The following is an 18,020-nucleotide window of genomic DNA, read 5'->3' as shown; positions in this document are numbered from 1 at the left end:
GCCGGCCCGGTCGGACCGGTCACGCCCGGCGGCCAGGCTAGTGCCCGCTCCTTTGTGGTCAGCGGCCGCCCTCTCCAGTACGGCGGCACTCGGCGGCGCGTGCCAAGAGCAGAGTGCGCTCGCGCTCGTTCCTGGTGAGCGCCGCGGCGCGCTCGAACTCCTCGCGCGCTTCGGCGAGTCGACCGAGCTTGGCCAGCAGATCGCCGCGCACGCTGGGCAGTAGATGGTAGGTGCGCAGCGACGGTTCGGCGGCCAGCTGGTCGACGAGTTCCAGGCCGGTGGCCGGGCCGTACGCCATCGCCAGCGCGACGGCGCGGTTCAACTCCACGACGGGCGACGGCGCCAGATGCGCCAGCGCCTCGTAAAGCGCGGCGATCCCACCCCAGTCGGTCTCCTGCGCGGTACGGGCCCGGGCGTGGCAGGCGGCGATCGCGGCCTGTAGGACATAGGGGCCGGGGGCGCCGAGCTTCTCGGCGCGTTCCAACGCGGCCAGTCCGCGGTGGATCAGCAACTGGTCCCAGCGGGAACGGTCCTGCTCCAGCAGTAGCACGGGCTCACCGCCGGGACCGGTGCGGGCGGCCGACCTGGACGCCTGGATCTCCATCAGCGCCACCAGGCCGTGCACCTCCGACTCGTCCGGCACCAGCTCGGCCAGGATGCGGCCGAGCCGCAGCGCCTCCTCGCACAGCGCCGGGCGCATCCAGTCATCACCGGCGGTCGCCGAGTAGCCCTCGTTGAACACCAGGTAGACGACCTCAAGCACGGAGGACAGCCGGTCGGCGAGTTCCGGCTCCTCCGGCACCTCGAAGGGCACGTGTTCCTTGGCGAGGGTGCGTTTCGCCCGCACGATCCGCTGGGCGACGGTCGACTCCGACACCAGGAAGGCGCGGGCGATCTCCGCGGTGCTCAGCCCACCCAGCAGCCGCAGCGTCAACGCGACCCGGGACTCGGTGGACAGCACCGGATGGCAGGAGATGAACATCAGCCTCAGCAGGTCATCGCCGAAGTCGGTCTCCAGGACGGCTTCGAAGTGCGGGTCTTCGCCGCGCTGTCCGGTCTCCAGTTCCCGGCCGAGCAGCTGGACCTTGTCATCCAGTCGCTGCTGTCGCCGCAGCAGGTCGATCGCCCGGTGCTTGGCGGTGGCCATGAGCCAGGCACCCGGGTTGCGCGGGATGCCCGACTCCGGCCACTGTTCGAGCGCGGCGACCAGCGCGTCCTGGGCCAGTTCCTCGGCGAGGCCGACATCGCGGACGATACGCGTGAGCCCGGCGATCACCCTCGCCGACTCGATCCGCCAGACCGCGTCGATCGCGCGATGGGTATTCGAAGCCGTCACGCCGCCCCATCAGAGCAGCGCACACCGCCTCCCCGCAACCCAGACGCGCGAGGCCCACCGGGGGCCTGCCCCCGACACTCGCGGGGAGCCGGAGCCTGCCTCGCAGAACGCGCTAGCCGAGTGCGTCCCGCAACGCCTGCTCGCGCGCCGCGTCCTCGGGCGGGAGGATGTCGGCGGGGAAGTCCGAGACCTCCTGAACCTGCCGGACCTCGACCTCGCCCTCCTCGAAGGGCACCCGGCCCGCCCACTCGACCGCCTCGTCCAGCGACTTCGCCTGGATGATCCAGAACCCGGCGATCAGTTCCTTGGTCTCCGCGAACGGACCGTCGGTCACCGTGCGCTTCGCGCCGGAGAACGACACCCGTGCTCCCTTCGAGCTGGCCTGCAGCCCGTCGGCCGCCAACAGCACACCCGCCTTGGCCAACTCCTCGTTGTACTTGCCCATGGCCGCGAGCAGCTCCTTGCTCGGCAACACGCCCGCCTCGGAGTCCTCGCTGGCCTTGACGATCATCATGAACCGCATCGTCTTCTCTCCTCGTCCATCCGATGAACGGCCGGTCCGCCCGGCCTCTGCCTACGCGTCGAACGGCCGAGGACGGAATCGACACCCCAGCGAAAAAGTCTTTCGGTCTAGGCTCAGCGGATGCTCGTTCTTCGCTCCGTCGTGTTGTTCGTCATCGCCGCACTCTTCGAGATCGGCGGTGCCTGGCTGGTGTGGCAGGGGGTCAGGGAACACCGTGGCTGGGCCTGGGTGGGGGCCGGTGTACTGGCGCTGGGCATCTACGGCTTCGTCGCGACGCTCCAGCCGGACGCGGCGTTCGGGCGGATCCTGGCGGCCTACGGCGGCGTCTTCGTCGCCGGGTCACTGGCATGGGGTGTGATCGTGGACGGCTACCGCCCGGACCGGGCGGATATCATCGGTGCCTGCGTCTGCCTGCTCGGCGTCGCCGTGATCATGTACGCGCCGCGCGGGCACTGACCGCGGCGGCGGTCAGCCGGCCGCCGCACCCGGTACGGAGGCGAGGTGGCTGAGGAACCAGTCCTTCGCCAGTTCCGCCGCGCGCTCCAGCGTGCCCTCCTCCTCGAAGAGGTGGGTGGCACCCGGCACCACGGCGAGGCGGCTCTCACAGCGCATACGGGCCTGCGCCTGCCGGTTGAGGTCCAGCACCTGAGGGTCCGCCCCGCCGACGATCAGCAACGTCGGCGAGGTCACCGCGGACAACCGCGGCCCGGCCAGGTCCGGGCGCCCGCCCCGGGAGACCACCGCGCAGATCCGCGCCCCCGGCTCGGCCGCGGCCCACAGCGCCGCGGCGGCCCCGGTGCTGGCACCGAAGTAGCCCACCGGCAGTCCCCGTACCTCCGGCCGCTCCCGCAGCCACTTCGTGGTGTCCGTCAGCCGACGGGCGAGCAGCACGGTGTCGAAGACATTGGCCCGGTCACCCTCCTCCTCCCGGGTCAGCAGGTCGAACAGCAGCGTCGCCAGCCCGGCCCGGTTCAGCTCCTCCGCGACCAGGCGGTTCCGGGGGCTGTGCCGACTGCTGCCGCTGCCGTGGGCGAACACCACTATGCCCGCCGCCCCGGCGGGGACGGTGAGGCGCCCTTCCAGCCGTACGGATCCGGCACAGATCTCCACCTCCCTGTCGTACGGACCGGAGTCAGAGGAGGCCGAAGAGGACATGGTGCTCCCGGCAGCGCCGCTTCGCTCCGCGGCACGGGCCAGGCACTCCATCACCTCCGCGTCGGAGGTCTGCGAGAAGTCGACGTAGAACTGGCCCACGCCGAAGAAGTCGTGCGGCGTCTCCAGGCACACCAGCTCGTCGGCGTCCTCCTGCAGCGGCACGATCCGGTCCGGCGGCGCCACCGGCACCGCGAGTATCACCGGCTCCGCGCCCTGTGCCCGGGCGATCCGGCAGGCCGCCTTGGCGGTGGCGCCGGTGGCGATGCCGTCGTCGACAACGATCACCGTGCGGCCCCTGATGTCCAGCCGCGGCCGGTCGCCCCGGTACGCACGGGCACGCCGGGCCAGTTCCGTGCGCTCGCGTTCCTCGACCTCGGCCAGTTCCTGCTCGGAGACCCGCTCCAGGCCGACCACCTCGTCATTGATGACGCGCACACCGCCCTCGCCGATCGCCCCCATGGCCAGCTCCGGCTGGAACGGCGCCCCGAGCTTGCGCACCACACAGACATCGAGCGGTGCGTCGAGCGCCTCCGCGACCTGGGCGGCGACCGGGACCCCGCCCCGGGGCAGGCCGAGCACCACCACATCCGTGCCACGTAGGTGCGCCAGCCGCTCGGCCAGTCGCCGTCCCGCATCAAGCCGATCGTAGAAGTACACGGTCAAACCTCCTCGCACGCCGGATCCGGTCCCTTCGGACCAAGGCGGACCCGGCGCGCGGGCGACGACCCCCATGAGCGACGCGTCCGCCCCGACCTGCTCCCTCCAGTGTCGTCCTCGCCCGCCTCTCTCGGCACGGCTAGCGGCGGCGACCGGAAAGGCGCAGGTCGGGGCGGTTTGTCAGGCGGTGGTTCTGGTACCTGCCTGGTGGGCGAGTGCGGTCACTCGTTGCAGGGTGGGTTCGCGCAGGATTTCCGGGAGTCTGGCCATGAAGGCGGCCTCGGCGTCGGGGGCGAGGACCTCGCGGCTGAGGGCGGCGAGCATGGCCAGCAGGGAGACGGAGTCACCGCCGAGGCGGTGGAAGTCGGCCTGCCCGTCCAGCCGGGCGGGCGGTACCCCGAGGGTGTCCGCCCAGATCCGGGCCACCGTCTCCTGTACCGGATCGTCCACGGCCTCGGCCCCGTCGTCCCCGGCGGCGTCGGCAGCGGGCTGGTTGCCGAGGGGGTCGGGCAGGGCGCGGACGTCGACCTTGCCGCTGACGGTGTACGGCAGCTCCGACAGCACCATCATCGCCGCGGGCACCATATAGGCGGGTAGCCGTGCGGCCAGGTGCTTTTCCAACTCCTCTTCCGTAACCGCCGAGTTGGCCAGGACGTACCCGTACAGGGCCTTGCCCGACTGGCCCGGCCGGGACTTGGCCACGACGACGGCGCGCTCGACTGCCGGGTGGTCCTCCAAGGCCTGGGCGACTTCGGCGGGTTCGACACGGTGACCGCGGACCTTGACCTGGTCGTCGATGCGCCCGATGAACTCCAACGCGCCCGACGGCAGGACACGCGCCAGGTCACCGGTGCGATACACCCGCCTACCATCGGCCAGGGTGGGGAACCGTTCACGGTTCAGATCCGGACGCCCCAGGTAGCCGCGGGCCAACTGCGCGCCGCCCAGATACATCTCGCCCACCTCGCCGGGTGCGACGAACCGGCCGTGTGCGTCGAGCAGATGGACGGTGGTGTTGTCCGCCGGAACCCCGATCGGCACGACCGCACTGTCCTTGTCCGCGGCCGGGTCGTAGGTGTGGGCGGTGCAGCCGATGGTGGCCTCGGTGGGACCGTACTCGTTGATGATCCGGCACCGGGGGCCGAACATCTGCTGTGCCCGTGCGGCGACTTCCACCCGCAACTGCTCGCCGATCACGATCACCGTGCGATAACTGGTGGGCGTGATGTCGAGCCTGCCGATCAGATCGAGGTGGGACGGGGTCAGGTTCAAGGCGTTGGCGCCGGATTCCTGCAACAGCCGGCGCAACGAGAGGTGGTTGGGGTCTTCGCGCATCAAGATGACCTGGCCGCCGGCCAGCAGTGGCAGGAACACCGACGTCCCGGTCACGTCGAACGACGGCGAAGTCAATAGCGGCAGCCGGATGTCCTCGTCGACATCGAAGGCCCGGGTCGCCCAGTGGACGTAGTTGGCCAGATTGCCATGCTCGATCTGCACGCCTTTCGGCCGGCCCGTTGAACCCGAGGTGTAGATGATGTATGCGAGATCGCCGAAGCTGACTTCCGCGTCAGCGCTGCCGGTGGCTTCGACGTTCACCAGGTCATCCACCACGTCGTCCAGCAGCAGGGACCGGCACCCCTCCGGGATGCAGTCACGCTCGTCGTAAGGGCGTTCCACCAGGCACAGCGAACTGCCCGCATCCGCAAGCAACTCCGCCAACCGCAAATCCGGATGCCGCACGTCCAACGGCAGGTAGCACGCGCCCACCCGCAGCACGCCCCACACCGCGGCCACCGCGGCCACCGACCGCCCGGCCAGCAACCCCACCACCGCACCACGGCCCACACCACAACGCCGCAACGCAGCCGCCACCGCGTCTGCGCGACGACTCAACTCCGCGTAGCTCACGTCGCCTTCCGGACCACTCAACGCGACGCGATCGGGAGTCCGCTCCACCTGGTCCCGAAACAACCGCACCACCGAATGCCCGCTGGGCAACGCCCGCTCAGTACGGTTGCCCGCCCACACACGACGCTCCCGGGGGGAAAGCGCCTGCTCCACCACATCCAGCAACCGCTCAGCCCGCGCCGCAACACCGGGACCCTCGTACCAGGCGACGGTGATCTCCGTCCGTCCCACCGATTCCACCAGGTTGATCTCCGGCGGGCTGCCAGGGTTCACACCGCCCAGTGTGTACAGGGACGTGGCATGGAAGTCATCGGTGGAGAAGTCGTCGAGGCTGACGGCGCCCAGATGGGAGACGTAGGCCCGGCCGGTGTGGGTGTCGGCGCGAGCCGCCTTGTCGTCCAACTCCGCTATGCCCACGCGGAGTACGGGCAGCGGCAGATCCATGATGGTCGGGTTGGCGCGGTTGGCCAGTTCCTCCCGGTCGGCCATGGCGGTCAGCATCTTGTGCTGCACCTCCTCCCATCCGTCGTCGGCGCCCACCGGCAGGTGCAGCGGGTGCGACAACGGGGCCGTGGAGCGGACGTCCGGTGCGTGACGGCGCAGGTCGACCGGTACGAAGTACCGTCCGGGTCCGTATGTCGCGGCGAGCGCCGCGGTCACCTTGGCGGTGGCGGCCGGATGGGTGCCGTCAACCGTCCGGCGCCGCCACAGCGGACCGGCCGCCGCATCGGGACGCGGCCCCAGCGGTGACGGGAACTCCATCGCCGGATCCTCAGCCAGCGGCGGCAGGCCGTCTGGCGCGCAGATCCGCCGCAGCAGGTCGTCGTTGCCGATCGGCGAGTTGGCGCCCAGCGGCTCCTCACCGCGCAGCACCCGGAACACGTCGCCCATCCACATCAACAGGCCGCGCCCGTCCATCACGGCGTGTGCCGCGCGGAACACCACGGTGGCCGGATCCCCGAGGACGAGCAGCACCTCGCAGGTCGGACCGGTCAGTCCGGTGCGCAGTGCGGGCGAGTCAAGGCGCTCCCGGTTGAACGTTTCCGCGGTAAGCAACCGCACTTCGGGTGCCTTGCCGCTGTCCACCCAGCGCCTGTCCTGGAGGACCAGCCTGGCCCCCGGGTTGGCCTCGGACGCGACGGCCACGGCATGGGCCAGGTCCTCGGCACCGAGTCTGCCATCACCTTCGACAAGGTGGTTGACGACACTGCGTTCCGGCTCGATCCCCAAGAAGATCCACTCCAGGGGTGAGACGACCCGGTTGTAGGGCTGATGTCCGGCGGCGGTCGGTCCGCCGGGCGATCGAAACCCGTTAGTTGGCGTACTCAACAGTAAACTCCCCGTTTCTCTGCTGATCTGGCCTAAAAACACCATCCAGCAGTGTAGTTACGCCGCCACAGCCGATCGCTTTCGGTCAAACCTGCCTGGTTTGCGGGGCATTGAGGCTCACGCGGGAGGATTCCAGGTGTACTCCCGGCGAACCCGTACCGCCAGGGTTCGCAAGCCAGGCGCTCCGGCCCCCGCCGGACGGAGTGGCGCCATGCCCGAACGGACCCGGGCACCGAACGGACACCCACAAGGGCGAGAAGCCACTCGCTTCCACCAGGCGTACCGCGCCCACCTGCGTAAACTCGATATCCAAGGCACAGAAAACCGGGCACAACTTTCCCAGTTCCGGACCAACCCGTGGGCGTACCCCGTTGATATAACTCTCGGGCGGGCAGAAGCGGGCCGCACATGCCCGATCAGACAAAAAGTCCGGCGGTGCACGGGAAGGAGGCGGGCAGTGTCATGACAGCGGAGGAACGGCAACACCGAATCCTCGCCCTCGCCCGGCACGAAGGCCGGGTCGAGGTGACGGCCGCCGCCACCGAATTCGGTGTGGCGCCCGAGACCGTCCGCCGCGATCTACGCGACCTGGAACACAGAGGACTGGTCCGCCGTACCCATGGCGGTGCCTATCCGGTGGAGAGCGCGGGCTTCGAGACCAGCCTGGCCCGCCGCGAGAACCAGAACGTGGCGGACAAACGCCGCATCGCCGCGGCGGCGGTACGCCTCCTCGGCGACGCGGAGACGGTGTTCGTGGACGAGGGGTACACCCCGCAGCTCCTCACCTCCATGCTGCCCGCCGGCCGGAAGCTCACCATCGTGACCGCCTCGCTGGCCACCGCCGCCGCCGTGGCGGAGTCGGACGACATCACCGTCCTGCTCCTCGGTGGCCGCGTCCGTGGCAGGACACTGGCCTCGGTCGGCTCCTGGGCCACCGAGATGCTCTCCACCTTCGTGATCGACCTGGCCTTCCTCGGGGCCAACGGCATCTCCCGCGAGTTCGGCCTGACCACTCCCGATCCGGCGGTGGCCGCGGTCAAGTCACAGGCGGTGCGCTCGGCACGCAGGCGGGTGTTCCTGGGCTTCCACAGCAAGTTCGGGGCCAACAGCTTCTGCCGGTTCGCGGACGTCGGTGACTTCGAGACCATAGTCACCGACACCGGACTGTCCGCCGCCGAGGCCCACCGCTACTCGCTGCTCGGACCCCAGGTGCAGCGGGTTTGAGCTTGTGGGGGCCTGCCCGCACGCCCCCTTCGTGGGGGCAGGCCCCCACAACCCCCCTTGTCTCTCCCCGGAAAGCGCCCATCATGACCACCCGCATGTCAAAAACACCGCGTTCCCCGGCCCGCCGCCTCGGCGTTCTGGTTGCCTGCGCCGCGCTGCTACTGAGCGGCTGCGCCGGAGCGGGCGGGGACGAACTCGGCGGCGGACCACACCGCCACACCATCAACGTGCTGATGGTCAACAACCCGCAGATGGTGGATCTGCAGAAGCTGACCGCCGAGCATTTCACCCGGCAGACCGGCATCAAGGTGAATTTCACCCTGCTGCCCGAGGACGACGTCCGCGACAAGATCAGCCAGGACTTCTCCAGCCAGGCCGCCGAATACGACGTCGCCTCCATCAGCAACTACGAAGTGCCGTTCTACGCCAGGAACGGCTGGCTTTCCCCGCTGGGCCAACGCGCCGCGCGCGATCCATCGTACGACCAACAGGACGTACTCACCCCGATTCGGCGTTCGTTGACCGCGAGCGACGGCCGCATCTACGCCGAGCCGTTCTACGGCGAATCGTCGTTCCTGATGTACCGCAAGGACCTGTTGGCCGCCAAGGGACTCACCATGCCCACCCGGCCGACCTGGACCCAAGTGGCGGACCTGGCCGCCAAGTTGGACGGCGCACAGCCCGGGATGCGGGGCATCTGCCTGCGCGGCCAACCCGGTTGGGGCCAGATGGCGGCGCCGTTCACCACGGTGGTGAACACCTTCGGCGGCACCTGGTTCACCAAGGACTGGAAGGCGCGGTTGGACAGCCCCGAGTTCACCCGCGCGGCGAACTTCTATGTGGGATTGCTGCGATCACACGGTGAGGCGGGCGCCGCGCAGTCCGGATACACCGAATGCCTCAACGACCTCCAGCAGGGCAAGGTCGCCATGTGGTACGACTCCACCGCGGCGGCAGGTTCGCTGGACGGCGCCGGATCCCCGGTGGCCGGGAAGATCGGATACGCGCCGGCCCCGGTGGAGCGGACCCGCGATTCCGGCTGGCTCTACACCTGGGCGTTCGCACTGCAGAAGGCCAGCAAGCACCAGGACGACGCCTGGAAGTTCATCGACTGGGCGACCAGCAAGCAGTACGAGCAACTGGTCGGCAGGGAACTCGGCTGGTCAAGGGTGCCCGCGGGCAAACGGGCGTCCACCTACAGCGATCCCGACTACCTGCGCGCCTCCGCCGCCTTCGCGAACGCCACCAAGACCGCGATCGACAGCGCGGACCCCGAACACCCCGGCGTACAGCCGCGACCGGCCCCCGGTATCCAGTTCGTCGGCATTCCCGAGTTCTCCTCGCTGGGCACCCGGGTCTCGCAGAGCCTCAGTTCGGCCATCGCCGGACAGACCAGCGTCGCACAGGCGCTCAAGGACAGCCAGAAACTCGCCGCGAGGGTCGCCGCGACCTATGCCAAGTGACACCGCCGCCGCGACTGAACGCTTCGTACGGAGCGGAGAGCAGGCATGAGTACGAACGCAACCTATCCCCTCACCCCCACCGCACCACTCGACCGCAGCGGGTCCGCCAAGCGGACCGGAGAACGGGCCAGGGCATGGGCGCGCCGCGCCCCGCTGCTTCCCGCGCTGGTGTTCATGGTCGTGGTGACCCAACTGCCGTTCGTGGCAACCCTGGTGATCTCGTTCATGCAGTGGAACGCCCTGGCCCCGCAGAACCGCCGTTTCACCGGGCTGACCAACTACCAGACGGTGTTCGAGGATCCGATGCTGCGCTCCTCGGTGCTCACCACCATCGTGCTGACCGCGACCGTCGTGGTGGTGAGCCTGTTGCTCGGGCTCGGCCTCGCGCTGCTGCTGGACCGGCGCTTCCGGGGCCGGGGCATCGTACGCACCCTGCTGATCACACCGTTCCTGATCGTGCCGGTCGCCTCCGCGCTGCTGTGGAAGCACGCCCTGTACAACGCGTCGTACGGTGTCATCAACGGCGTGCTCGACTGGGTGTGGCGACTGTTCGGCAGCCACCACGCTCCGCAGCCGGACTGGATCTCGCACACTCCGCTGCTGGCGGTTGAGGTCTCGCTGATCTGGCAGTGGACCCCGTTCATGATGCTGATCCTGCTCGCCGGGCTGCAGAGCAGGCAGTTGGACGCGGTCGAGGCGGCCACCGTCGACGGCGCTGGCAGCTGGCAGATCTTCCGCTATCTGACGCTGCCGCACCTGCGCCGCTACCTCGAACTCGCGGCGCTGCTCGGCTCGGTGTACGTGGTGCAGAACTTCGACGCGGTCTTCACGATCACCTCCGGCGGCCTGGGCACCGCCAACCTGCCGTACAGCATCTACCAGACCTTCTACCAGGCCCATGACTACGGTCAGGCGTCCGCCGAGGGCGTCGTGGTGGTGATCGGCTCGATCATCGTGGCGACCTTCGCACTGCGTACCGTGTCGTCCCTGCTCAGCCAGGAGGGATCCCGATGACTTCTACGGCCCGACGGGGCGCGGTCTGGACGCTGCTGGCCTGGATCGCGGGTGTGCTGTTCGTGCTGCCGGTGCTGTGGATGGTGCTGACCTCGCTGCACAGCGAGCAGGACGCGGCGACCAATCCGCCGAGTCCCGGCGCCGCCCTGACGCTCCAGGGCTACCGGGAGTTCTTCGGCGCCGGAGGCGGGCTCAGCCCGTGGCCACCGCTGCTCAACTCCCTGACCGCCAGCGTGATGTCCACCCTCCTGGTCCTGGTGCTGGCGATACCGGCCGCGTACGCGCTGTCCATCAAGCCGGTGCGCAAGTGGTCCGACGTCCTGTTCTTCTTCCTGTCCACCAAGATGTTGCCCGCGGTCGCGGCGCTGCTACCGGTCTATCTGATCGCCGAGCACCTCGCCATGCTGGACAACATCTGGCTGTTGGTCATCCTCTACACCTCGATGAACCTGCCGATCGCGGTGTGGATGATGCGCTCGTTCCTCGCCGAGGTACCGGTGGAGATCCTGGAGGCGTCCGCCATCGACGGCGCCCGGTTGCCGACCACGCTGCTGCGGATCGTCGCTCCGGTGGCGATGCCCGGAATCGCCGCGACCGCGTTGATCTCCTTCATCTTCAGTTGGAACGAGTTGCTGTTCGCGCGTGTACTGACCGGCGTGGTGGCGGGTACCGCACCGGTCTTCCTCACCAGCTTCGTCACCAGTCAGGGCCTGTTCCTGGCGAAGGTCTGCGCGGCCGCGACCTGTATCTCCCTGCCCGTGCTGATCGCCGGGTTCGCCGCCCAGGACAAGCTCGTCCAGGGCCTGTCGCTAGGAGCAGTCAAATGAAGGCAGCCATCATCACCGGCGTCGGTTCGGTGGAGGTCGCAGAGGTTCCCGACCCCACTCCGGGCCCTCGGGAGGTGGTGGTCGAGGTGGCGGCCTGCGGGCTGTGCGGCACCGATCTGCACATCCTCCAGGGCGAGTTCGCACCCACCCTGCCGGTGGTGCCCGGCCATGAGTTCGCCGGACGCGTGGTGGCGGTCGGCTCGCAGGTCGACGAACTTCGCGACGGGGACCGGGTCGCGGTGGATCCGTCGCTGTACTGCCACGAGTGCTACTACTGCCGTCGTGGCCGCAACAACCTGTGCGAGCGCTGGGCGGCGATCGGGGTCAGCACCGCGGGCGGCGCCGCGCAGTACGCCGTGGCGCCCGCCGCCAACTGCGTGAAGCTGCCGGACCACGTCCGCACCGAGGACGCGGCGCTGATCGAACCGCTGTCCTGCGCGGTACGCGGATACGACATCCTGCGCAACGAGTTGGCCACCCATGTACTGATCTACGGGTCCGGGACCATGGGCCTGATGATGCTTCAACTGGCCAAGCTCACCGGCGCCGCCTCGGTGGACATGGTCGATCTGAACCGCGAACGGCTGGCCACCGCCGAGCAGTTGGGCTGCAGCTCCGCGGTCATCTCGGCCGACGAGATCGAACGGCCGCGCGGCTGGGACGTCGTGATCGACGCCACCGGCAACGAGAAGGCGATCCAGGACGCACTCGGCCGGGTCGGCAAGGGCGGTACGTATCTGCAGTTCGGGGTCTCCGACTACGCGGCCCGGGCCACCATCGAGCCGTACCGGATCTACAACCAGGAGATCACCATCACCGGTTCCATGGCGGTGCTGCACAGTTACGAGCGGGCCGCCGAGCTGTTCAGCATGGGAGTGCTCGACCCTGAGGTCTTCATCAGCGACCGGCTGCCGCTGGACGACTACGCCTCGGCCCTGGACCGCTTCCGGGCGGGCAGGGGCCGCAAGATCCAGGTGCTGCCGTGAGGTCCCCTAAGCTCGGTTCTCCGAGCCCGCCGCCGACGCCGAGGAACACGCCATGACCCCGTCACAACCGCCGGTGCTCGTCATCGGAGAGGCGCTCACCGATGTCCTGTGCGGCCCGGACGGCAGCCGCAGCGCCCGCCCGGGCGGCAGTCCGGCGAACGTCGCCCTCGGTCTGGCCCGGCTCGGCCACCCGGTGCGGCTGGCCACCAGGATCGGCCAGGACCACAACGGGCAGGAACTGCTGCGCCATCTGGTGGGCAGCGGTGTGGAGTTGACGGACGGCTCGGTGGTGCCCGGGCCCTCGCCAACCGCGACCGCGGTCCTGGACAAGCACGGTTCGGCCACCTACACCTTCGACCTGCACTGGGAGATGCCACCGAGCACCCTCGGGCTGGTGCGGGAAGGGGCTGTGGGGCATCTGCACACCGGTTCCATCGCCACCGCGCTCGCGCCAGGCGCGCCCCACGTGGAGGCGGCGGTGCGCGCCGCCCGCGCGGTGTCCACCGTCTCGTACGACCCGAACCTGCGGCCCAGCCTGCTGGGCGGCGCCGAGGCGGAGCGGCCACGGGTGGAGACGTTCGTGGCGGCCAGCGACGTGGTGAAGGCCAGCCAGGAGGACCTCGCCTGGCTCTACCCCGAGCGGCGGCCGGAGGAGGTGGCGGCCGGGTGGACGGCTTCCGGGCCGTCCCTGGTGGTGCTGACCCGGGGGTCGGACAGTACGGGCGTCTTCTGGCGGGCGGGCGGCTGCGATGTGCCGGTGCCCGCGGTACGGGTGGTGGACACCGTGGGTGCGGGTGACGCGTTCATGGCGGGCCTGCTCAGCGGCCTGCTGGGCGCCGGGCTGCTCGGCGACGTACCGGCCGGAGCCGACTCGACGCCGCGCACCAGGCTGCGGGCGGCGACCGCCGCCCCGGAGCTGGACGCCGCCGTGACGGCCGCGCTGGCGCGGGCCAACCTGGTCGCAGCGCTGACCTGCGGCCGCCCGGGCGCCGATCCGCCGACGCTGGCCGACCTCGCCGCCCACCGGTCCGCGGCGCTGCCGTAGCGTCCGCGGTTGTACCGACCGCATCACTGGCGGACGATGGAGGGTGCCCCGGGGCCTGATGCGGCGAGGTGAGCCATGGGGACGCCGGAGACGGAAGCGGAGCGGTACGGCACGGCGGCGGTCGACGGACGGGAGCCCGTCATCCGTACGCGCGGTCTGACCAAGGTCTATCCGAAGACCGACTTCGCCGCCGTGGACCGGCTGGACCTGTGCGTTTACCAGGGCGAGATCTTCGGGCTGCTCGGCCCGAACGGCGCGGGCAAGACCACCACGGTCGGGATGCTCACCACCCGGGTCATCCCGACCGCGGGCTCCGCGTACGTCGGCGGGGTCGACGTCATCGCCCAACCCGCACTGGCCAAGCAGGTCATCGCCGTGGTCACCCAGCAGAACACCCTGGACCGGTCGCTGACGGTGCGGGAGAACCTGTACTTCCACGGTCTGCTGTTCGGCATCCCGGCCCGGCGATCGCGCCGGATGGCCGACGAACTCCTCGCTCAGTTCCGGCTGTCGAAGTGGGCGGACTCCTCGGTGTACGCGCTGTCCGGCGGCATGGCCCAGCGGTTGCTGGTGGCGCGGGCGATCTTCCACCGCCCGGCCGTGCTCTTCCTGGACGAACCGACGGCGGGGCTGGACCCGCAGAGCCGACTGGCGCTCTGGGAGGTCCTGGACCAGTTGATCGCCGAGGGCCAGACGATCCTGCTCACCACGCACAACATGGAGGAGGCCGACCACCTCTGCGACCGGGTTGCGATCATCGACCACGGCCGGATCCTGGCACTGGACACCCCCGACGCGCTCAAACGGAGCCTCGGCGCCGACACGGTGGTCACGGTGGCCACCAGCGGCGACCCGGGCCCGCTTGCGGCACGGCTGCGCCGGGACATCGACGGTGTGGTGCGCACCCGGATGGTGGACGGTGGGCTGGAGCTCCAGGTCAAGGGTGGCGACCGGATCCTGCCCCGGGTGATGGCCAGCGCCGAGTCCGGCGGCTTCCAACTGGTCGATCTGTCGATCGCCGAGAGCACCCTGGAGACGGTGTTCATCAGCCTCACCGGAAAGGAGCTGAGGGACTGATGGCCGCACCCTCCGCACCTTCGGTACCCGCAGGGATCGCCGTAGGGCCCACGAGGTCCGCGGCGGCCGCCAGCCGCTCGGCGCTGGCGGCGCTGATCCGACGGGATCTGACGGTGCTGCGCAAGAACTTCGGCGAGTTCGTGGGCCGTACGCTGATGCAGCCGTTCCTGTTGGTGTTCGTGTTCCTCTACGTCTTCCCCACCATCGGCCAGGGCATCGGCTCCGGCGGCGGCACGGCGGGAGAATCGGCGTTCGCCACCGTGCTGGTGCCGGGGGTGGTGTCGATCGCCATCATGTTCCAGGGCATCCAGTCGGTGGCCATCCAGATGTCCCAGGAGTTCGGTTTCACGCGGGAGATAGAGGACCGGGTTCAGGCCCCGTGCCCGCTGTGGCTGGTGGCGGTGGCCCGGGTGTTGTCCGGCGCCACCCAGGGGCTGATCTCCGCGGTCATCGTGCTGCCCATCGCAGCCGTGGTGCACGCACCAGGCGTGCACGCCCACCTGACGGTGCACTGGTGGATCGTGGTCACCCTGATCCCCCTGGCCTGCGTCACCATGACCTCACTCGGACTACTTCTCGGCACCACGTTCGAGCCGCGGAACATCGGTGTCATGTTCGGCTTCGTGGTACTGCCACTGGTCTTCCTCGGCGGCACCTACTATCAGTGGACCAAGCTGTCACTGGTGCATGTCGGTGGATTCCACTGGCTCCAAATCCTGGTGCTGGTCAATCCGTTGATCTACCTCACCGAGGGAATGCGCGCCGGATTCACCGAGGCATCGCACATGCATCTGTACGTGGTGTATCCGGTGCTCATCGGGTTCTGTGCACTCTTCCTCGGCCTCGGGCTACGGAACTTCCGCCGCCGCGTGCTCTCCTGAGGGTGCCGCGTCGAGCGCGACAAGGGCTTCCTCGTCCACCGCGGTACGGGCCGATGTCCAACTGCCCAGTGCGATCTCGGCGGTGATCCCGGGACCGAAACCGGCGATCACCCCGCGCGCGGCGTCCACCTGGGTGCCGTCCGCGAACAGCCGCGCCATGGCGTCGAACACCACCGCGCTGGCGATGTTTCCGCGTTCCTCAAGCGTGGCCCGGCTGTAGCGGAAGGCGGCGGGTTTCAGTGAGAGCAGGCGGCACAGGTCGTCGAGAATGCGCGGGCCGCCGGCGTGGATTATGTAGAAGTCGAGACCCGACACGTCCCAGGAATGCTGCTCGGCCAGTGTGCGCAGGGCCGGGGCGAGCATCTCCATGGTTTTCGGAACCCGTTTGTCCAACAGGAAGTGGAATCCGGTGTTGCGTACCCCGTAGGCGATCCAGTCCACCGTGTCCGGTACCAGATGGGAGCCGTTGCGCTCCAGTCGTATGCCGGTGCCGCCGTCGCCGCGCACCACGGCCGCGGCGATGGCGTCGCCGAACAGCCCGTTGGACAGCAGCGAGCCGACACCCACGTCGGTGGGCTGGTAGCACAGCGAGCAGAACTCGCAGGCGACGATGAGCACATTGGCGCCGGGATAGGCCAGGCAGAAGTCATGTGCCCGGTTGATCGCGGCACCGCCCGCCGCGCAGCCCAGTTGGGCTATCGGCGTTTGCCGGGTGTCGCTTCTGAAGCCCATGGTGTTGATCAGCCATGCCGTCAACGAGGGCATCATGAAACCGGTACAGGACACATAGACGATGAGGTCGATGTCCCGCGGGCGCAACTCGGCGTACTCCAGCGCCTGCTCGATGACGGGCGGTACGAGTCTTTTCGACTCGGCCTCGTAGAGCGCGTTGCGTTGGGTGAATCCGGGGTGTTTGAGGGTGTCCTCAATGGGCTGGACGATATGGCGGGTACGCACACCGGTGTTCTCGATCAGCCGCAGTACCAGGCCGAGTTGCGGATGGTCCGCGTGCAGACTGCGGGCGAGTTCCAGAGTCTGCTCCATCGTGATGACATGCTCGGGAACACAGATAGCCGGTCTGCACAGGGTTGCCATGAGCTCTCCGCTATCGGGCGCAGGGGGCGGGAAGGCGTCCGGTGAGCCCACCGATTTCACCAGGAGACCGGTAGGGCCTGCGGATACCGCCAAATCGATCCGCTGTTCCAGTCAATCTCATCGCGAGGCACCGCCAACCGCAACTTCGGGAAACGGTCCAGCAGGGTACCGACGGCGATCTGGAGTTCCATCCTCGCCAGGTGCGCACCGGCGCAGTGGTGGGTTCCGTGCCCGAATGTCATGTGGTTCGCGGCACCGCGTTCCAGGTCCAGTTCGTCGGGCCGTTCGAAAACCCGCTCGTCGCGGTTGGCACAGAGGTACGAAACGTGTACCGGCTCACCCTTGCGAACGGTCACCCCGCCGATCTCCACGTCCTCCATGGCGATCCGGGCGATGCCGACGCCCTGTCGGAAGGGTATGAAACGCAGCAGTTCCTCGATGGCCTTCGGAAGCAGTTCCGGCCGGGCGCGCAGGGTGGCGAGCGCTTCGGGGCGGGTGAGCAGGGTGTAGACGATGTTGCTGATCTGATAGGTGCTGGTGTCATGGCCGGTGACCATCAACACCTGTCCCATGACGGCCAGTTCGGCGTCGTCCAGCAGGTCCTCGCCGTCGCGTGAGGTGGCCAGCGCGCTCAGCAGGTCGTCGCCGGGATCGCGGCGACGCTGGGCGGTCAGTTCGGTGAAGTACCCGCGCAGTTCCGCCTTCGCCGTGGCAGCCGCCTCCCGCCCGGTCGGGGAGGTGGACATCATGGTGATGGCGCAGCGGCGCAGCCGGGGGCGGTCTTCCTCGGGTATGCCGAGCATCTCGCTGATGGTCATCAGCGGCAGTCGAGACGACAGGTGCCGCACCAGGTCGGCGGGCCTGCCGTGGGCTTCCATCTCGTCCAGCAGCTCGTCCACGATCCGCTGGGTCTTCGGGCGCATCGCCTCGACCTGGCGGTTGGTGAACGCCTTCGCCACCAGCCTGCGCAGATGGTTGTGGGCCGGGGGGTCCATCAGGTTGATCGACTCGGCCTGCGCGATGGGTTCCGGGGTCATCCTGGGCAGGTCGCGCCCGATGCCCGCAGCGCGGCTGAAGCGGCGGTCGGTGGTCACGGTGCGGACGTCCTCGTACCTGGTGACCAGCCATGCCTCGCCGTCGCCGTGCGGCATACGGATCCTGGCGACCGGTTCCTCATCGAGTAATCGGCGCATCAGCGGGTCGAACTCCAGAGCCGTCTCGTGCTTGAACGGGCAGTCCCATACGGTGCCGGGGTTCTCCATGCGATGGCTCCAGGTGGCGTGACAGCTTGTGGGGGAACTCGTTCCGTTTACGTTCCGCCATTCGAATGACCACGCATTCCCCCGGCCGCCGAGCACTCATGTACGGCCGTCACCGAAACCACCCGTAGGTGTTGTCCTGCCGCGTTTGCCACGGTGCGACGCCCCCCGTCGTGCGCCACGGTCGCACGACGGGGGTCTCGCCACGCCATGCCGAAGCCCGGGCCAGAAGTGGTCGCGG

The 18,020-nt window shown here is 69.0% G+C and carries 15 protein-coding genes; 9 read left to right on the top strand and 6 right to left on the bottom strand.

Features of this window, described 5'->3' with window-relative positions; all coding sequences use genetic code 11:
• Positions 1 to 58: 58 nt before the first annotated feature.
• Positions 59 to 1,336 (bottom strand): RNA polymerase sigma factor, encoded by a 1,278-nt coding sequence (locus O5O46_RS33465; protein WP_269859435.1) that lies wholly within the window; start codon positions 1,334 to 1,336, stop codon positions 59 to 61.
• A gap of 112 nt (positions 1,337 to 1,448) precedes the next feature.
• Positions 1,449 to 1,859 (bottom strand): YciI family protein, encoded by a 411-nt coding sequence (locus O5O46_RS33460; RefSeq protein WP_269859434.1) that lies wholly within the window; start codon positions 1,857 to 1,859, stop codon positions 1,449 to 1,451.
• A gap of 120 nt (positions 1,860 to 1,979) precedes the next feature.
• Here O5O46_RS33460 and O5O46_RS33455 point away from each other — a divergent pair, with 120 nt between their 5' ends.
• On the top strand, positions 1,980 to 2,315 hold the full coding sequence (locus O5O46_RS33455; RefSeq protein ID WP_269859433.1) for a YnfA family protein: 336 nt from the start codon (positions 1,980 to 1,982) through the stop codon (positions 2,313 to 2,315).
• 12 nt (positions 2,316 to 2,327) lie between these two features.
• On the opposite strand, the gene O5O46_RS33450 is transcribed toward O5O46_RS33455, so the two are convergent.
• Together O5O46_RS33450 and O5O46_RS33445 are read right to left on the bottom strand one after the other, a co-directional pair.
• Entirely contained in the window at positions 2,328 to 3,671 is a 1,344-nt protein-coding gene (locus O5O46_RS33450) for a phosphoribosyltransferase family protein (RefSeq protein WP_269859432.1), read from the bottom strand.
• A 180-nt stretch (positions 3,672 to 3,851) separates the two neighbouring features.
• Positions 3,852 to 6,908: a non-ribosomal peptide synthetase gene (locus tag O5O46_RS33445; protein ID WP_269859431.1), complete on the bottom strand. Its 3,057-nt coding sequence runs from the start codon at positions 6,906 to 6,908 to the stop codon at positions 3,852 to 3,854.
• A 462-nt stretch (positions 6,909 to 7,370) separates the two neighbouring features.
• Here O5O46_RS33445 and O5O46_RS33440 point away from each other — a divergent pair, with 462 nt between their 5' ends.
• The 8 genes from O5O46_RS33440 to O5O46_RS33405 all read left to right on the top strand — a co-directional run bounded on the left by O5O46_RS33440 (position 7,371) and on the right by O5O46_RS33405 (position 15,425).
• Positions 7,371 to 8,132 carry a DeoR/GlpR family DNA-binding transcription regulator gene (locus O5O46_RS33440; protein ID WP_269859430.1) on the top strand — a complete coding sequence of 254 codons (762 nt, stop codon included), beginning with the start codon at positions 7,371 to 7,373 and terminating at the stop codon, positions 8,130 to 8,132.
• A gap of 83 nt (positions 8,133 to 8,215) precedes the next feature.
• Positions 8,216 to 9,595, top strand: a complete 1,380-nt coding sequence (locus O5O46_RS33435) for an ABC transporter substrate-binding protein (protein ID WP_269859429.1) — start codon at positions 8,216 to 8,218, stop codon at positions 9,593 to 9,595.
• A 45-nt stretch (positions 9,596 to 9,640) separates the two neighbouring features.
• Entirely contained in the window at positions 9,641 to 10,609 is a 969-nt protein-coding gene (locus O5O46_RS33430) for a carbohydrate ABC transporter permease (protein ID WP_269859428.1), read from the top strand.
• Positions 10,606 to 11,436, top strand: a complete 831-nt coding sequence (locus O5O46_RS33425; protein ID WP_269859427.1) for a carbohydrate ABC transporter permease — start codon at positions 10,606 to 10,608, stop codon at positions 11,434 to 11,436. The genes O5O46_RS33430 and O5O46_RS33425 overlap by 4 nt, the downstream gene beginning before the upstream one ends.
• A complete protein-coding gene (locus O5O46_RS33420) occupies positions 11,433 to 12,422 on the top strand; it encodes a zinc-dependent alcohol dehydrogenase family protein (protein WP_269859426.1) in 990 nt (329 codons plus the stop codon). The genes O5O46_RS33425 and O5O46_RS33420 overlap by 4 nt, the downstream gene beginning before the upstream one ends.
• Before the next feature lie 52 nt (positions 12,423 to 12,474).
• Entirely contained in the window at positions 12,475 to 13,467 is a 993-nt protein-coding gene (locus tag O5O46_RS33415; RefSeq protein ID WP_269859425.1) for a carbohydrate kinase family protein, read from the top strand.
• Between the two features lie 75 nt (positions 13,468 to 13,542).
• Positions 13,543 to 14,544, top strand: a complete 1,002-nt coding sequence (locus O5O46_RS33410) for an ATP-binding cassette domain-containing protein (protein WP_269859424.1) — start codon at positions 13,543 to 13,545, stop codon at positions 14,542 to 14,544.
• Positions 14,544 to 15,425, top strand: a complete 882-nt coding sequence (locus O5O46_RS33405) for an ABC transporter permease (RefSeq protein WP_269859423.1) — start codon at positions 14,544 to 14,546, stop codon at positions 15,423 to 15,425. The genes O5O46_RS33410 and O5O46_RS33405 overlap by 1 nt, the downstream gene beginning before the upstream one ends.
• Here the strand turns inward: O5O46_RS33405 and O5O46_RS33400 are convergent.
• Together O5O46_RS33400 and O5O46_RS33395 are read right to left on the bottom strand one after the other, a co-directional pair.
• A complete protein-coding gene (locus O5O46_RS33400) occupies positions 15,393 to 16,520 on the bottom strand; it encodes a type III polyketide synthase (protein WP_269859422.1) in 1,128 nt (375 codons plus the stop codon). The genes O5O46_RS33405 and O5O46_RS33400 overlap by 33 nt on opposite strands.
• Before the next feature lie 56 nt (positions 16,521 to 16,576).
• Positions 16,577 to 17,782 carry a cytochrome P450 gene (locus O5O46_RS33395; RefSeq protein WP_269859421.1) on the bottom strand — a complete coding sequence of 402 codons (1,206 nt, stop codon included), beginning with the start codon at positions 17,780 to 17,782 and terminating at the stop codon, positions 16,577 to 16,579.
• Positions 17,783 to 18,020: the final 238 nt, after the last annotated feature.

It is taken from the genome of Streptomyces sp. RPT161 (assembly GCF_027533845.1).
Lineage (GTDB): Bacteria > Actinomycetota > Actinomycetes > Streptomycetales > Streptomycetaceae > Streptantibioticus_A > Streptantibioticus_A silvisoli_A.
This window is presented reverse-complemented; position numbering and strand designations above follow the sequence as displayed.

Excerpts from the sequence above, each read along its gene's own strand:
- O5O46_RS33405 (WP_269859423.1), top strand. The coding sequence starts at position 14,544 with ATGGCCGCACCCTCCGCACCTTCGGTACCCGCAGGGATCGCCGTAGGG.
- O5O46_RS33415 (WP_269859425.1), top strand. The coding sequence starts at position 12,475 with ATGACCCCGTCACAACCGCCGGTGCTCGTCATCGGAGAGGCGCTCACC.
- O5O46_RS33410 (WP_269859424.1), top strand. The coding sequence starts at position 13,543 with ATGGGGACGCCGGAGACGGAAGCGGAGCGGTACGGCACGGCGGCGGTC.
- O5O46_RS33395 (WP_269859421.1), bottom strand. The coding sequence starts at position 17,782 with ATGGAGAACCCCGGCACCGTATGGGACTGCCCGTTCAAGCACGAGACG.
- O5O46_RS33435 (WP_269859429.1), top strand. The coding sequence starts at position 8,216 with ATGACCACCCGCATGTCAAAAACACCGCGTTCCCCGGCCCGCCGCCTC.
- O5O46_RS33420 (WP_269859426.1), top strand. The coding sequence starts at position 11,433 with ATGAAGGCAGCCATCATCACCGGCGTCGGTTCGGTGGAGGTCGCAGAG.
- O5O46_RS33400 (WP_269859422.1), bottom strand. The coding sequence starts at position 16,520 with ATGGCAACCCTGTGCAGACCGGCTATCTGTGTTCCCGAGCATGTCATC.
- O5O46_RS33430 (WP_269859428.1), top strand. The coding sequence starts at position 9,641 with ATGAGTACGAACGCAACCTATCCCCTCACCCCCACCGCACCACTCGAC.
- O5O46_RS33440 (WP_269859430.1), top strand. The coding sequence starts at position 7,371 with ATGACAGCGGAGGAACGGCAACACCGAATCCTCGCCCTCGCCCGGCAC.
- O5O46_RS33455 (WP_269859433.1), top strand. The coding sequence starts at position 1,980 with ATGCTCGTTCTTCGCTCCGTCGTGTTGTTCGTCATCGCCGCACTCTTC.
- O5O46_RS33425 (WP_269859427.1), top strand. The coding sequence starts at position 10,606 with ATGACTTCTACGGCCCGACGGGGCGCGGTCTGGACGCTGCTGGCCTGG.
- O5O46_RS33460 (WP_269859434.1), bottom strand. The coding sequence starts at position 1,859 with ATGCGGTTCATGATGATCGTCAAGGCCAGCGAGGACTCCGAGGCGGGC.